The sequence below is a fragment of the Oligoflexus tunisiensis genome, assembly GCF_001748245.1.
Classification (GTDB): Bacteria; Bdellovibrionota_B; Oligoflexia; order Oligoflexales; family Oligoflexaceae; genus Oligoflexus; species Oligoflexus tunisiensis.
The window spans coordinates 4,923,706-4,940,049 of sequence record NZ_BDFO01000001.1 but is presented as its reverse complement, the minus strand read 5'-3'; the positions used below and the strand labels follow the sequence as shown (position 1 = coordinate 4,940,049).

Below are 16,344 nucleotides of genomic sequence, written 5' to 3'. Positions count from 1 at the left end.
TTACAGTTCAGGACGTACGGGTGGTGCATGAAGCCGGCTGGTTCGGCAGCTCGGATCATTTGCCACTGGCCGCGACCCTGCAGCTGCAGGCCGACCAACAGATTCTGGTTCGCGCGTCTGAATCCTTTTCACGGCGCCCTGGTCCATTTCGATGACCTGATCACAGAGGCCCAGGGTTTCCAGGCGATGGGCAATGATCAGAACGGTTCGATCCCGACATTCTTCGGCGATCGTTTGCTGAATCAGAGCATCGGTGGCGACATCCACGCTGGCGGTCGCTTCATCCATCACAATGATGCGCGTATCGAGCAGCAGGGCGCGGGCGAGGCAGAGGAGCTGCCTTTGCCCCTGGCTGAAGTTCGAGCCGTTCTCCTTGACCTCGGCCCCGAGACCGCCCTCAAGCGTTTCCACCCAGCTTCCCAGATGCGCGCGTCGCAAGGCCTGCAGAATGCGTTCATCATCAAACTGCTGAAAGCGATCGAGATTGCTGCGCAGGGTTCCCTGGAACAGGATCGGATCCTGCGGAATGATCGCCAGGGCGGAACGCAGACGGTCCAGAGGAATCGAACGCGTGTCCACGCCATCGATCAGAACGCGGCCTTCGGTCACTTCCATGAAGCGAAAGAGGATCTGAAAGAGCGTGCTTTTCCCCGCGCCGGTGCGGCCGATGATGCCGACCTTCTGTCCGGCTGGAATCACGAGCTGACAGTTGCGCAGCACCAGAGGCAGACCGGGGGCATAACGGGCGGAAACCGCTTCGAGACGGATTTCACCCTGCAAAGGCCACTCCTGACGCGACGGCAGCGCCGGCGGGAGTGTGACAGCCGCTTCCGCCTCCAGATTTTGAAAATGCTGCAGGCGTTCCACGCCGATCAGATTGGATTCGACCATGGTGAAGGCACGAATCGCATTGTTCAGGTGCTCCCATAATCGCAGCGCATAAACCAGAGCAAGACCGGTGATGCCCGGTGAAATTTGTCCGGAACGGGCCAGCACCAGAATCATGGTGACAAGACCGAACGAGATCAAACCTCCGAGCAGGGGAATGCGTGCGGAAAACCAGCGGTTGAACAGGATCACCCCATAGAACATCGATTGAAAATGCGTAAGGATTCCCCGATAGCGTTCGGTGAAACTGTCCGACTGTTGATGCGCGCGAATCACCGCCGTGTTCTGCAGGGTTTCCTTGAAGAAGGCAAAGCGTGGCGAACGAGCCATCGACATCAAACGCTGGGCATCCCTGCTCGCATAACGATATTTTTTTTGAAACACATAGTAACCATAAAGAGCCGGAACGATCACAAGCAAAAGCCAGGGTATGGTCGCCGCCAGCAAAAGCAGGGCGGCCAGGGCATGAAAGACCGGTCCGAGCGTGCGTTCCAGGTTGGTGGCCACCTCGCGTTCCACCGAATCCACATCGCGCGAAAAGCGATTCAGAATGCGACCAATTGGGGTGCGATCGAAAAAGCGCAAGGGTGCCTTCAGCACCGCGGCGAAGGCGGCGTCATGCAGCTGGGCTCCCGCATACAGAGCGCGGCGCGACCAGAGCAGCTGATGCACGACCGCGGCCAGAACGGCCACGAAACCCAGACCGCTCCAAAGAAGGATGGCCGACTCAGCTCCATACCATGACGCGGGCCAAACGCGCCAGATCCAGGAGGCATCGGCTGCCGGACCGGATTGATGATTGGCCCAGTAGGCCAGCCACCCGTTTTGCAGAAGGGGCAGACCAACGGTCAGAAGACTGGCTGCGGCCAGCTGCGCCGCCACCATCCAGCGCCCGACGCCGCGTGGACCCAGTAGGGCACGACCATAGTCCTTATAGACTTGAAACTGCACAGCACCCGAGGCGCGGTCTTCATCATCCGTGAGTTTGACGAATTCGGCAGCGGCTGCTTTTTCGACTTCTTTTTCCGGCGTTTTCTGTTCCGCGTGCTGCGCCTCTTCCAGAGCTTCGCGATCGACACGATTGTAAAAGCTGCGAAACGCTTCACAGCGGTTCAGCAGTTCCGGCAAAGGCGCGGCGTCCACCATGCGGCCGTCCTGGATGAAGACCACCCGATCAAAACGGTGCAAATGATGCAGACGATGGGTGGTGACCAGCCGCGTGGTGTTATGCCACAGACCGAAGAGCAGGCGCTCGACGAGTTTATCTTCGGTATCAAAATCCACCGCGGATAAGGGATCGTCGAGCAGTACCAGTCCTGGTTTCAGAAGCGCTGCACGGGCCAGGTTCACCCGCTGCTTTTGACCACCGGAAAGATTGATGCCCTGCTCGCCGATCTCCGCGTGCCGTCCACCGGCCAGACGCTCCAGGTCAATATCCAGACAGGTGGCGTGAATCACCTGATCGAGCCAGCGTTCATCTTCGAGTGGCGTGCCGAGCAGGATGTTATCCGTTACGCTGCCATTCACAATGAAGGCTTCCTGCGGCACATACGCAAGACGAGGTTGCAGGCCGTCCGGAACCGCGGTCCAGGTGCTGCGTCCCGCCTTGAGTGGCACCTCACCGAGCAAGCCAAGAAGCAGACTGCTTTTGCCGGCTCCCACCGGACCGACCAGCGCCACGGATTCCCCTGGTTTGAGATCGAGCTCGATGCCCTGCAGAACAGGTTCCGTCGCATCCTCAAATTGATAAGCGGCCTGCTGCCAATGCACACCCACGGGGCCGGCAAACTGAGAGCCGCGCAGGGGTTCGCTCAACAGAGGCGTCTGAAGCAGAGCCACGATACGATCGCCACTCACGCGCGCCGCGGCCAGGGTGGAGATGTGATCGGTGAGGCTGCCGACCGTGTTATCCAGCACACCGAAGAGCGTAAGACAGGCAAAGATGGTGGCGGCATCCAGCGTCTGACCGAGTACGGTGGCGGAAAGAAAGGAAACCAGGCCGACGAGAAGACTGCCGGCAAAGTAGACAAAGATCGAGATCGCCGCATTGTGAAAGAGCCGTCGCCTGGCCAGAAGTTCCGCCGCGCGGATGGTGGACACCTCCTTTTGCATCGGCGCTTCCCACGCAAAGTATTTCACAATGCGCATGCCGGCCAGCATCTGGGCCACCAGCGAAACGCGTCGATCGCGGTGGCTCATCAGTTCATCATCGAGTTTGACAAAGCGTTGAATCACCTTATGGGAGAGAGGGACGATTAGAACCAGCGTCGCAAGACCAAGGACGCCGGCCCACCCGAGCAAATGGATCAACATCGCAGCTGCGCCGATGACGATGATGGTTCGCACGACGATTTCCACCAGTTCGAAGAGAGCAAAGCCGATGATGTCCGAATCGGTTCCCATGAGATTGACGATATCCCCCGTGGGACGGGACTGTCGGGCCGAGCGACTCATGCGCAGCGCATGATGATAGATGCGCATGTTCAGGCCACCCACCACGCGTTGCAGCATCTTCAAACAGATATGAAAGGAATGATGCTGCAGGATGCCGGTGGCCGAACCGCTCAGACAGAGGAGAAGCCCGGCGATCAAGCCCATGCGCAGGGAGGCCTGGCCGGTGGCGGCAAGGCTGACGAATTGCACGAGCTGATAGACCATCACGGGCGTCGCCAGGGTGCAGAGCGCATAGGCCAGACCCAGGCCGAGGGATTTCAACAGTTCGCTGCGCACGATGCCGATCATTTTGCGAATGAGCTGCAAACCGGAGCGCGCCTCAAAGGTCAGAAATTCCGGAGGCAGTTGCCCGGGATCGCTCATGGCGGGAAGCGGCGGCATGTCGTCCGCCTGCAGACTGCGTTGCGCGGCACGCCGGATGATGGGCGTCGCCTGGAGAAAGAGCAGCGTGCGGAGCCAGCCTTGGAGTTTGTTCAACATGATATCTTCCGTAATGCGAGAGTGCGTCGCGCCTCTCGATGGATAAAGAGGAGTGAACCGAACCAATTCCAAGAATTATGCCACGGGTTTTTGATGAGCAAGTTCGCAGAATGGCAGGAAAAAGCGGATCCAATCCAGGACCGAAACTGGACGCCTGTCCTGGATCCGGCCGGCCAGACCGAAAACGCCTTGGATGCGGCGTTGTCTGCCTCGCTGCGGTGCTCGTTTACGGGGGTAAACTGCGCTCCTCGCTCGTTGACGCCTTGCCTCCAAGGCGTTTTCGGCCTGGCCGCCCTGGTCATTCAGCCCTGGAGGGCCAGCGCCAGGCGCTGAAAACCTTCCTTCATACTGACCGCAGGTGTGTAGCCCAGTTCCTCGCGGGCCGCCCGCGTATTGTACCAGTGCGATGTGCTCATCTGGCTCGCTGCAAAGCGGGTCAGAGGCGGTTCATGATTAAGACGCAGAAGGCGGTAAAAGAATTCAAAGGCACCGCCTAAAAAATACGCGGCCCGGGCCGGAATGCGGCGGTTCACCCGGGGCAGGCCGGCCGCCTGGAGGGTGGCATTGATAATGTCCTCCAGCGGCATCGGTTCATCGTTGGTTATGAAATAGACCTTGCCATCGATCGGTGAACCCTTCTGCAAACGATCATAGGCACAAAGGTGGGCCTGTACCGCGTTATCAATGTAAACGGCGTCCACCCTCTTGCCGGCTTCGCCGATCAGACGCAAACGACCCTTGCGGGCGCGATCGAGCAGACGCGGAATGATGTGATTGTCACCAGGACCCCAAATCAGATGCGGCCTGAGCGAAACGGTGGCCAGTTCGGATCCGGAGGCGGCCAGCACCAGCTTTTCCGCCAAAGCCTTGGTGGCAGGATAAGCGGCCACGTAATGGGAGGGCAGGGGATTCGTTTCGTCGATACCGTCCTGATCCCGGCCGGCGAAGGTTATCGACGGGGAACTCGTATATATCAGACGTGAGATTCCAAGCGCACGACAGGCAAGGAGCACATTCTGGGTGCCGATGACATTGGCCTTGTAATAGTCGGCATACTCACCCCAGACACCGGCCTTCGCCCCCACATGAAAAACGGTGGTGCAGCCGCGGGCCGCTTCCTTGACCATGGCCGGGTCAGCGAGGTCGCCCTGAAAGCAACGCACACCCAGGGCTTCCAGGTCCGGATAATGACCACGGTTGAGCGTGTGAAGGGTGTGACCACGCAGGATCAGTTGCTGGATGAGGGCCTTTCCAAGAAAGCCGCCCCCGCCGGTGACAAGGATTTTTTCCGCCATTGCGCTTCCGCCCATGATTTCAATTTTTCCCTGAAAATTTTCGCATTGTGCCGGATATCGACCGGAAAGCTTTCGTGCGTGAGAAAGAGTTTGATATTGCGCGTGTGGGCATAGGACTCGCCGATTTTTTTCAGTTCGATGAAGAGCTGGGTCTCCTCGGTCGCCGTCAACCGACGCCTGGGTTCCACACAGAGCAAGGGCTTTTCCGCACCTCGCGGGCCGATGCCGACCAGTGCGGTGCGGGCCACGAGCGGGTGCTTATTGAAAACGCCTTCGCAATTGATCGTGAAAAGATCGCCATCCTGTGTTTGCACGCGATGAGTCTTGCGACCACAGAACCAGAGCCGTCCCTGTTCATCAAAATAACCCAAATCCCCCAGCCGATGCCAGATGCGGCCCGTGGATGGGTCACGGATCTTGGCCAGTTGATTGGCCCCTTCGCGACGGTAGTAACGGGTGGTGACCTGTTCGCCGGATACCACAACCTCACCGACCACACCGACCGGAAGTTCCAGCTCGGGGTCCCACTCGGGAATCGGATGGTCACTGATGCGAATAATTCGAACATCCGTGCGCGGGACCACAGTGCCGACGCAGATCCCAAAACCCTGTTCGGTGAGTTGGCTCGTTTCGCGCAGGATCATATGACTTTCGGCGATCGCCACCGGCAGGGATTCCGTGGCCCCATAAGGCGTATAGAGAAAACAGTTCTCCGGCACCAGGCGGCGAAACTGTTCGATGACCTCGGCCTGAACCGGGGCTCCCGCCGAGATCACGCGTCGCAGCGTGGGAAACTGCCAGCGATGGTCCACACCATATTGAGCCACCGTTTTGATCAGCGCGGGTGAACCGAACATGTTGCTGATCCCGAAGTTCCAGATCGCTTCGGCAATTTTCTCGGGATCGACGTCCTTGGGGCGCGTGAAATCCATCTCGGGAATCACGGCGCTCATCCCTAGAGCCGGAGCAAACAGGGCAAAGAGCGGGAAGGTGCAAAGGTCGCGCTCACCGGGCTGAATGCCCAGCGTATCCTTGAGCAGCTGCACCTGAGCCAGGAAATTGCCGTGCGTATAGACCGCGCCCTTGGGTGCGCCCGTGCTGCCGGAGGTGAAGAGTATGGCCGCAACCTCGTCCTCGGTGGCCGGTTCGAGCGGCACCTTATGAAAACGTCGGCCGGCTCGTTCCAGATCCTTCAGGCTGATGTCGCCGAACAGAGCCCGGCGGCTGATCGAAACCTTGCGCTTCCAGCCTCCGCCTTTCCAGCGAAACAGGATGCGCGCGGCATGGGCAGCGGGAATGCCGACAAAGGCCTCCGCCTCGGATTCCGCCAGACAGCGGCGCATATTGCGCAAGCCGATGCCCGGATCGATCAGAACCGGGACAGCCTTGGCTTTGAACAGGGCGAAGGTGGTAATGAAAAATTCCAGCGAGGGCTTCACCAAAAAAGCGGTGCGCATGCCGTCCCGGATGCCATAGGCCATCAGCCCGCGGGCCATGCAAGTGCTGGCTTCGTCAAGCTGCTGATAGGTGAGTCGCGTATAAGCCACGCGACCGAATGCATCCCGTCCTTCGGGAAAGATCACGGCTTCGCGATAGGGATGAGCCTCGGCCATCAGGCTGAGGGTGTGGGCAATGTTGGAGTCCATGCAATTCCCTCACCTGAGCATTCAGAGCGGATGCCGTTTCAAAAATTCCCGCATCAGGCTGATCGCCTCATCCCCGAGGTCCTCGAGAATATAATGCCCGGCATCCGGGAAGCTGTGGACCTCCGCCTGGGGCAGACGCGTCTGCCATTCCGCAAGGAAATGACGATCGAAGACGAAGTCACGTTCACCCCAGATGATTTGAAAGGGAATATTCTTGAACTGATCCAGATGCTGACTCGTATACTCAACGAGCTGCCAGGACGGATGTTTGTTGCTCAAGGGAATATCCTGCACAAAGCGATGCACGGCGATGCGCTGCTGCCAGGTGTTATAGGGCAGGCGATAGAGTTTTCTGAGACTGCGCGGCAGTCGATGCCGCTGGCAGCAGACCCAGCTCGCGGTCAAGGCAAAGGCATTCAAGCCACGGATGAGCAAGGCTCCGATCACGGGCGTGCGGCTCAGGGCCAGCGCCAGTGGAAAGCTTTTGCTCCTGGGCAAAGGAAAGCCCGAGCTGTTCATCAGAATGATGCGCTTGATCAGATGCGGATTGCGCGTGGCAAACGCAAGGCCGATCATGCCACCCCAATCGTGGAGCACGAGCGTAATGTCCTTGAGGTTCAGCTGGGACACCAGGGCCTCAATATCGTGCACGCGTTGTTCCAGACGGTAGCTGTACTGTCGATCATTCGGCTTATCGGAAAAACCGCAGCCGATGTGATCGGGGACGACCAGCCGGTATTGACCGCGAAACTGTTTGATCAGATTCCGGTAATAAAAGGACCAGGTGGGGTTGCCATGCAAGGCGAGCAGCACTTCGCCGCTCCCTTCATCCAGATAATGCATGCGCTGGCGGCTCACCTGAGTGAAGCGACTCTGAAAGGGATAATACTGCCTTAAAACTTCCGTGCTAGCTACCATTCGAGCCCCAACATGAGACAATTGAGGCCGCTGCCGATGCCGAGCCAGCCGACCTGATCCTTGGGTAAAAGAAAGCCACCTTCATCGGCCATCGCTGCGGTTAAAGGCAACGATACGGTTCCCATATTGCCGAGCATCGGAAAGGTTGCATAATCCTTGGTTTCCGCAATGCCGAGTGCATTCAAAACAGACTTGCGATGGCTCTGGCCCACCTGGTGCGAGATGACTTTATCCACGCGTTCATTGCGCCAGCCGAGTTCCAGCAGCAGCGCCTGCCAGGTCTTAAGACCAAGGGTGACACCGTGTTTCATCACATTGATGGCATCGGTGATCATGAACTGCTCAAATACCGTCTGCCGCAAACGCTTCACGCCCCAGCGGCAAAGATCGTGATGCTGATGATCATTGCGCATCACGCCGCCCAGCAGCCGATGCGAACGGCCCAGCGACGGTTCATTGCTGAGCACCACCGCCGCCGCACCCGAACCACCGGTGAAGGTGGCAATGCTGTCACGGAAGTGAGGGAGATCCGGATTTTGCAGAAGGTGCTGCAGACTATCCTCGTTCACTTCGCGCGCTGATTCACAGGAGACGACCACACCGATTTTCGCCTGACCCAGCTCGATACGGTTGGCGATATCCACCATCCCGTTCATCACGCCCAGACAGGCGTTGCTGATATCGTAAACCGCCGCATCGGGTTTCAGACCCAATTCGCTGGCGATCCGACAGGCGGTGGCCGGTTCATAATAATCACGGCAGACGCCGGCATAAATCAGGACATCGACATCGCTGCCGCGCAGACCCAGACCGGACAGAGCCTTCTGGGCGGCGAGGATCGCGCCATCGGAAACCTTGAAATGGCGGGGCCACCAGCGGCGCTCACGAATACCCGTGATCGCTTCCAACTGCCCAAGAGGCAATTTGAGCGCCTGGTAAACGGGACGCAGCGCCTCTTCAAGCGAGCGCGTGGAAACGACCTCCTGAGGAAGTTCGTAGCCGATCGCATTAACGAAAACCTTCTGATATCGCATCGACAACCTGGAACCTGGAGCAAAGCTCGGTTTATAAAGAGCTGGAGAGTCCCGTGGACTTTAAAAACAGCTGGGGGATCGTAGCAAGGCAGCCGGACCCATGGCTAGCGTAAAAAGTCTGGCTTTAAGACGCGAATGAAGGTCATTCGGACGCGACTGAGCGTTCATAGGAAACTATAGATCGGTATTGATAAGTAATATTGGCTTGGGCGAGAGAATAATGGGCCCTCGGTGCAGCGTACGTGCGGCAGGCTTACGTATCGCTTGCACCTGCGGGCCCTTATGGGGATAGGTCTGGTCTGGCTTACAGACTCTTCAGGCATTCGTTAACACGCGCCCGACGCTCGTCATCGGTCGTGGCGGGTGGGGGTGGAGCCGCGTCCACGTAGTGCGTATAGCAACCGGTGGTGACTCCAAATCCTTCCTGCAGTTTCTGACAATTGACGCCCTTCACCGGCTTGAGCCATTGAACAGCCACCCGATTGCCATCACTGGATTGACCACAGCTAATCAGTTTCGCGCCGTTGGCGTAATCGTTCTTCAAGGTTTCGGTCAAAAGATTCAGTTCGGTCAGTTTTCCCTGCAAAGTTTCCCAATCGCAGTTGAAAGCGGCTTTGGGCATGGATACGCAGGTTTTAGATTCAAAATGCCAGGTCTTGCCGGCATCAATGCATTCCTTCACAGGACCGGAAAAAGCGAAAACGATGCGATCGCCTTCAACGCAGTCGCCAATGCTGGCCTCGTCCACGGAAGAAGGAACTTCCACGGCTGGCGGGTCAATGGCTATCGAACTTGCATCGGCTTCGTTTCCGGCTTCAGTCTGACCGGAAAAACTTTTTTTCTGTGCGCAGGACAGAACCAAAAGAAGTGAAAGCCAACAGACGTGTTTCATGCTCGTTATCTCCCCTGTGTGTAGACTCAAGTCTTGCAAGGGTCTGGCCAAACGGGATTAGGAGAGAAATTCCGGGCTTTAACGCCCGCTCTGTGCGGGGAAACTGTCGAGAAAAAACAAACAAATGGCCCAAATGCGGTATAAGTCACGGATATTCATGAATAATTTGGCTACTGTACAAAATGAGTACGTAAAGCTGCGAGCGAATGTTACTGTTTTTTCTGTTAGTTGCTGACTTTATTGGGTGTTACCGGAATCTCTACGTATGCAAAAGGGGCAAAATGAGGGGGTTTTGATGGCGTCTGGATCAATCCTGCAAGAGTGGGGCCGCTGCGGACTCCGCAATGACAGTGATTTCTGCATACGCCGCACTCTTGGCAAAAGCGGAACAGCCCTTGCTTAGGTAAGCCGAACGGTTATTCATCCGGGAGGCACACAGCTTATGGTCATTCAATCCAAATTGGGAATCGTGTTGCTTGGGGCCCTGCTCCTGGCTTCCTGTAAAAGTGATTCAGAATTCAAAGCCGGAGTTGCGATCGAAAATCAAGTCCCTGAACCCACTCCGGAGCCAGCTCCGGTCGTGGATGAAGCGACGTCCAAAGGCGAAACGCCTGCTGATTTTGAGGACCTTGGCAGCCTTACGGACAAACATAAGGTTTCGTTAAAGGTGGATGTGGTCTTCGCCATCGATACGAGTGCGAGCATGGGTGATGAGCTGGCAGCCGTGGAGGCCAACCTTCAGAAGCTCATCACAACCTTGAATGATGGCAAACTGGATTCGCGCATTCACATGCTGCTCGATGAAATGATCGCCGTGCCTGCTGGCAGTGATCCCACAAAAATGGCTTTCATTCTGGAGCAGGTGGATTCCACGGACGCCATCAGTCGCTTGAACCTGCTCTTTGCGGGCAGTCTTGCGGTCAGCTACTTCAATATCGACGGCACGGCCATGGCCACGCCCCTGGCTTTCCGCAAGGACGCCCAGCTGGAAGTTGTAGTGATCAGTGATGACAATGGATCCGGGACAGGTAACCTGGCCGCCGATTTTGATCCGAATAAAACTTTGAAGGCCACCTTCAACGCGATCGTGGGTCTGCCCACGTCGGTGGAGAGTGACACCTGCAGTCTGTCCAACATCGGCCAGGAATATATTACGCTCGCTACAGCAACCAAAGGTTCGATGCTCGATATCTGTGCTGTCGACTGGTCGGCTTTGATCACCCGGCTTTCCACCGATATCGTCAAGCGCAGCGTGACCTTTGCCTTGAGCAAAAAACCAGTGGACCCCAAGAAAATTGTGGTGGTCCTGGACAAGCAAAAGATGGCCGCTGAGGATTGGACTTATGATGCGGCCAGTAATTCGGTAACTTTGATCAAGACGACCGCCGTCAAGGATGGTTCGGAACTGACTCTGAATTACAATCCCGCCAATTGAAAAATAAGGGACAGTGATGCCACGCGGCATGACTGTCCCCTTACCAAGATTATCGAGTCGGAAGGGAGCAGCCCGGGGCCTTGGCGTGCTATAAAATAAGGCTGTCCAGATCCGGGGGTTCTATTCAGGAAACGCACGAACCCTCAGATTATTGCAAAAAAATCGAAAAACCTCGCTGATCCTGCCCAGGCAGGATTTTCCCATTCATACCTCCCAACAAATACCGAGGCTGTGTTGCCTGGTTTTTGTACAAGCTGACCACAGCCACTTTCAGCCATCCCATGCGCTGAAGGATATGCGGTATAATGTTGAAACCATGGCCAGCATGCCGAGGCTCTTGGAGCCCGCGATTCACCATCGAATGACGAGTCCTGAGAGGGAGACCAAGTATGAAATATCATTCCATGCTAACGTACGCGGCGGCCTTGCTGTTCGCGACAGCCTGTGGCCGCGCCTCATTCAAGAGCGTCGGGCCGGTGCCGGGAACTGAATATGGCGGCGATGATGCGGCGGCCAATCCCAATCCGGGTCCAGCCGATGGTGATGCGTCCCAGCCAGGATCCGGTGGTCTGCCGCAGGTTCCCGGTTCCCAGCCGCCTCCCGGGCCCATTGCGGTGACGAATCGCGCGCCGATTTTAAATTGCCCTGAGGAGCTGACCCTTGGCGTCGGCGAGTGGGTGCGGGCCAATCTCTGTCGCGCGACCGATCCGGACAATGATCCGCTTACCTTCAGCATGGGGCCAGGTTCCAACTGCCCGGCCTGGCGCGTGAGTGACCTTGGTTTCACCGATGGACGCGTGGGTGACACCGCCTGCCAGCTGGTCATGACCGTCAGCGATGGCAAGCTGGGAGCCAGCGCCACGATTCGCATCGACGGCACGGCCTGGAATCAGACCATCGGCACGGATCCCACCGCCTCGCGTGGTTTTTTCAATGAATCGGATGGAGCGCTGGCGATTTTCAACTGGCAGCTGAATGAACCCTATGCGCTGATTTCCCTCGCCTTCAGCGATGACAAGGGTGAGCTTTTAGGTTGGGACGGCCGTAGCGCCCAGTTGCCTCGCGGCAAGGTCATTCAAAATTTTGCCAACTGTCATCCGCTGACCCGTTCCGCGAACAATGGGCCCCTGGCCATGGCGCGCATTGGGAATTGCGGGATCAACCTGGCTGCGGTTTTGAGCCAGCAGGTTCCCGCCGCCAAACCCTGGGAAAAACGTTATCTACGCTTTGCCGCTTCGAATGGCGCAACTTCGGGCGAGACCTGGATGTCCGCGGTTCGCACGGTGGCCAACGTTCCGGATGGCATGACCTTTATCGATGCTGAAGAATGGCCGCAGGAGGACTTTCCTGCCAACCAATTTCCTTTCTGCAGCGGGGAGGCTGAAGGTCTGAAGAGGCGCAGCTGCCGCTATGATTTTGCCATCGATCGTTATGAAGTGTCGGCAGCCCTATCCTCGACCGCGACGGTGGATCCTTTGAATTATGATGCGGTCAAGAGCCCGCTCGTGCGCGTGGATCATCAGGCGACGATCAACCTTGCGGATACCTATGAAACGACGTGCGAAGATTATCCCTGTCGCGTGGATCTGAGTTCACGCGTGGATACGACCCGCACGGTGACCCAGGCCAATGGCTCGAAGGTGGAATGGGTGGCGGCGAAACAGCTTTGCCTGAACCGCAGCTATGATTATGAGTTTGCCGCCTGGGCCCGACTGGATGATTTGAAACCGGATGATCGCTTCACGCAGAAGACGCCGACGCCGCTCCGGAAGTTTCACCTGCTCCTCGACAGCGAATTCATGGTGGCCTCGTGGCAAACACCGGATACCTCCAAATTTTGCCAAAGCGAAGGGCGCCATCTGTCCGGCGATCCGCTGTGGTCGAGCTGCCGCTCGTATTTCGGCGTTCATGATCTCTACGGGAACCGCAATGAGATGACCGATGATATTTTGAGCACCGAAACCAATCGCATCTACACGCGGCTCTCGCTCTACAATACGCAGGACGAGTACAATCAGCTGGTGCCGCTGATCGGTGATGGATCGGATTCCATTTTCTATACGAACGACTGGGATCTTTCCGCCATGCTGCCGGCAGCGGTCACCACCGTGCCCGGCACGACCACGCTGGGCAAGGGGGATACTTTTATCTGGAACACTCAGTACCCGCTACCCTATGCGATGACGCGCGGCGGTGGTGAAACTTTCTTCTATGTGGGTCTCAATCAAAGGGAAGCCCTCGGCCGCTATTTTGTGGAGGCCGGTCTGCCTCTGCAGTTGGAAGGTCGTGGCGATGGCTGGATGGGTGACTCCGGCATGCGTTGCGCACTGCATCCTCCGCGTCAGCTCCTGGGCAAACGTTTTGTGAGTTTTATGACCTCGTCCAGGCATACGGCCAACCTCGGTGGCCTTGCCGGTGCGGATGCGATTTGCAATGCCCGTGCGCGGGACGCCGGCTATACCCAGTCCTTTACCGCTCTTCTGTCTGACGCGAATACGGATGCGCGCAGCCGGATTCTGATTAATGGTCCAGTCTACAGCACGCGGGGTCAGCTGATCGCGGACAACGCCGCTGAGTTCTGGGATGGCAGCTGGAAGATGAGTCCGTATTATGATGAAAAGGGTGATCTGGTTGAGTCCGTACGTGAAATTTGGACGGGCAGTCAGCGCACGGGTGGAACGATCGGCTGGAAAACAAATGCATCCAGCAGCGCCAATTCCTGGACCAGTGCTGACCTTACAGTTTATCCCAATGTGATCTTCGGCAAGATTTTTACGGATGCCGATGGCACGCGTGCTTGGCTTGATACGCGCCGCTTCGGTGATTTCACCGCTGCCGCCAATAGCAGCAAGCGTCTCCTCTGCGTCAGTCGCGAAGCTTTCTAATCCTTCTTCATGAGCGGCAGGGTTTTCACCCTGTCGCGCTGTTTCCCGCAAGCCCCGCCTAAAATCCGCTCAACCTCCTGTATCAAATGCGCTTTCATTTGTTGCTTGGCAATTCGCCGAAGGCGATGGGATAATGGGGCCCAAACTTTTGGAGAGCCGTTCATGATCGACTTGATCAAAGTTAAAGTTACGGAAAGCAATTTTCACGAGGATCTCCTGCCTGGTCGGGAAATTGAACTGAATCTGGCTCACGTTCGTTTCGTTGTCCACGATCAGGATTCCACGCTCCTCTTCTTTCAAAACGATGACTGTCTGCGGGTGAAACCCAGACTCGAACTGACTCGCTATGCCCGAGTGCCTACGCGCAGTGCCGACGCGAGTCCCACACTCTAATAAAATTCACGCATGGGATGACGCGCCACGGCGCGTCAGTTCATCAGAAATGACTGGGAAAATGGGGGGACGCGCGAAAAGTCGTCGCTTATGGCCCGAAATCGTCATAAAAAACTGCTTTTGTTGTGACTGGCTCTCGTGATCCCGGTCTGACAGAGGACGTGGTTGATGACTGGCTCCGTAGTACGGATGTTGACCTGACGACGAGGTTGATGACTGGCTCCGTAGTACGGATGTTGACCTGACGATGAGGTTGGTGACTGGCTCCGCAGTACGGATGTTGACCTGACGACGTGGTTGGTGACTGGCTCCGTGCTTCCGGTCTGACAGAGAGTACGGATGTTGACTGGCTCTCGTGACTCAGCACGGAGAGAGTATGGGTGTTGACTGACTCTTGTGATTCAAGTCCGACAGATGACGTGGTGGGTGATTGGTTCTCGTGATCCCGGTCTGACAGGGGACGCGAGGCGTATAAGGAATTCCGGATGGACAACGATCAAGATTTTCGCAAGCAACTGAGTCGCATCACAAGCGACCTGGCCTGGACGCGTCCGGATGGACGCAAGGCTTTTGTGCCGGGTCTGAAGCTCAGCGATTTTGGTGATCCTGAATTCTGCCGCGAACACAGGCTGCGCCTGCCGTATATGGCCGGTGCGATGGCTCACGGTATCGCCAGCGTGGATTTGGTCGTGGCTCTGGCGGATGAAGGCATGCTCGGCTCCTATGGTGCGGCTGGCCTGCCTTTGGAACGCGTAGCAGCTGACCTGGATGCCCTCAAGACGCGTCTCGGTTCGAAAACCTTTGCGGTGAATTTCATTCATAGTCCGCAGGAGCCTGTCCTTGAACAGAAACTGGCGCAACTTCTGATTGATAAGGACGTGCGCTTGGTGGAAGCCTCGGCTTTCATGCGCCTGAGCAAAGCCCTCGTTTACTATCGGGTAAAGGGACTACGCCGCAACGAAGCCGGCGTGATCGAAGCCCGGCATCATATTATAGCCAAGGTCTCGCGCGTGGAAGTGGCCCGTCAATTCTGGGCTCCTCCACCCCCGACGATGCTGGATCAGCTGCTGAAAGAAGGACTCATTACCGCGGAAGAGCGGCAGCTGGCGGCGAAAATTCCCATGGCCGTGGACCTGACCGTCGAAGCGGATTCCGGTGGCCATACGGATAATCGACCCCTCGTGACTCTTATGCCGCAGATGCTGGCCCTGAAGGAGCAGATGGAAGCCGATCACGCCTGGCCGATGCGTCTGCGCGTGGGCGCTGCCGGCGGCATCGCGACGCCGCATGCCGTGCTGGCTGCGTTTGCCATGGGCGCGGCCTATATCGTCACCGGCACCATCAACCAGGCCTGCGTGGAATCCGGCACCAGTGCCGCCGTTCGCGAGATGCTGGCGGAAACGCAGCAGGGTGACATCATGATGGCACCGGCCGCGGATATGTTTGAAATGGGCGTCAAGGTGCAGGTGCTGAAGCGCGGCACGATGTTCGCCATGCGGGCCCAACGCCTTTATGAACTGTACCGACAGTATGCAAGTCTGGAGCAGATTCCCGAGAAGGATCGTCAGGTGCTCGAGGATACCGTCTTTCGGCAAAGTCTTGACGAGGCCTGGCAAAGCACGGACGCTTACTTCCAAGTCCGCGACCCGCAGCAGATGGAACGGGCCGCCCGCGACCCCAAACACAAAATGTCACTTCTCTTCCGCTCCTATCTCGGGCAGGCTTCGCATTGGGCCACTCAGGGGCATCCTGAGCGTCGGATCGATTATCAGATCTGGTGCGGTCCGGCGATGCCAGCCTTCAATGATTGGGTGCGCGGCTCCTGTCTGCAGGCACCGGCCGAACGCCGTGCCGTGAGTGTGGCCTGGAATCTTTTATATCACGCGGCGGTGTTGCAACGCCTGCAGCTCGCCGCGCTTCAGGGCCGTTTTCTGGCCGCCCAGGAGGATCTTCTGCGGCCTTTGACTGATGCGGCTTTGCAGGAATGTCTGCAAGGTGCCCTTTAATTCGCGCAAGAAATTTCC

At 57.3% G+C, this 16,344-nt stretch carries 10 protein-coding genes; 4 read left to right on the top strand and 6 right to left on the bottom strand.

All coding sequences use genetic code 11. The annotated features are described in order from the left end of the window. The 6 genes from OLTU_RS20335 to OLTU_RS20310 form a co-directional block, all read right to left on the bottom strand. The gene (locus OLTU_RS20335; protein WP_141734585.1) at positions 1 to 3,822 is read right to left on the bottom strand and encodes an ABC transporter transmembrane domain-containing protein; all 3,822 of its coding nucleotides are present in this window, start codon (positions 3,820 to 3,822) and stop codon (positions 1 to 3) included. A gap of 302 nt (positions 3,823 to 4,124) precedes the next feature. Continuing rightward, positions 4,125 to 5,132: an NAD-dependent epimerase/dehydratase family protein gene (locus OLTU_RS20330; RefSeq protein WP_218110158.1), complete on the bottom strand. Its 1,008-nt coding sequence runs from the start codon at positions 5,130 to 5,132 to the stop codon at positions 4,125 to 4,127. Then, positions 5,051 to 6,763, bottom strand: a complete 1,713-nt coding sequence (locus tag OLTU_RS20325) for a fatty acid CoA ligase family protein (protein ID WP_141734583.1) — start codon at positions 6,761 to 6,763, stop codon at positions 5,051 to 5,053. The genes OLTU_RS20330 and OLTU_RS20325 overlap by 82 nt, the downstream gene beginning before the upstream one ends. A 21-nt stretch (positions 6,764 to 6,784) precedes the next feature. Next, the gene (locus tag OLTU_RS20320; protein ID WP_141734582.1) at positions 6,785 to 7,681 is read right to left on the bottom strand and encodes an alpha/beta fold hydrolase; all 897 of its coding nucleotides are present in this window, start codon (positions 7,679 to 7,681) and stop codon (positions 6,785 to 6,787) included. Beyond that, entirely contained in the window at positions 7,675 to 8,715 is a 1,041-nt protein-coding gene (locus tag OLTU_RS20315; RefSeq protein ID WP_141734581.1) for a 3-oxoacyl-ACP synthase III, read from the bottom strand. Before OLTU_RS20315 ends, OLTU_RS20320 begins: the two co-directional genes overlap by 7 nt. A 304-nt stretch (positions 8,716 to 9,019) precedes the next feature. Next, the gene (locus OLTU_RS20310; RefSeq protein WP_141734580.1) at positions 9,020 to 9,607 is read right to left on the bottom strand and encodes a hypothetical protein; all 588 of its coding nucleotides are present in this window, start codon (positions 9,605 to 9,607) and stop codon (positions 9,020 to 9,022) included. 442 nt (positions 9,608 to 10,049) lie between these two features. On the opposite strand from OLTU_RS20310, the gene OLTU_RS20305 reads away from it, so the two are divergent. The 4 genes from OLTU_RS20305 to OLTU_RS20290 all read left to right on the top strand — a co-directional run bounded on the left by OLTU_RS20305 (position 10,050) and on the right by OLTU_RS20290 (position 16,326). Then, positions 10,050 to 11,042, top strand: a complete 993-nt coding sequence (locus OLTU_RS20305) for a vWA domain-containing protein (protein ID WP_141734579.1) — start codon at positions 10,050 to 10,052, stop codon at positions 11,040 to 11,042. Positions 11,043 to 11,431: 389 nt separating this feature from the next. Next, on the top strand, positions 11,432 to 13,927 hold the full coding sequence (locus OLTU_RS20300) for a hypothetical protein (protein ID WP_141734578.1): 2,496 nt from the start codon (positions 11,432 to 11,434) through the stop codon (positions 13,925 to 13,927). Positions 13,928 to 14,089: 162 nt separating this feature from the next. Continuing rightward, positions 14,090 to 14,320, top strand: a complete 231-nt coding sequence (locus OLTU_RS20295) for a hypothetical protein (RefSeq protein ID WP_141734577.1) — start codon at positions 14,090 to 14,092, stop codon at positions 14,318 to 14,320. Positions 14,321 to 14,805: 485 nt separating this feature from the next. After that, positions 14,806 to 16,326 (top strand): PfaD family polyunsaturated fatty acid/polyketide biosynthesis protein, encoded by a 1,521-nt coding sequence (locus OLTU_RS20290; RefSeq protein ID WP_141734576.1) that lies wholly within the window; start codon positions 14,806 to 14,808, stop codon positions 16,324 to 16,326. Positions 16,327 to 16,344: the final 18 nt, after the last annotated feature.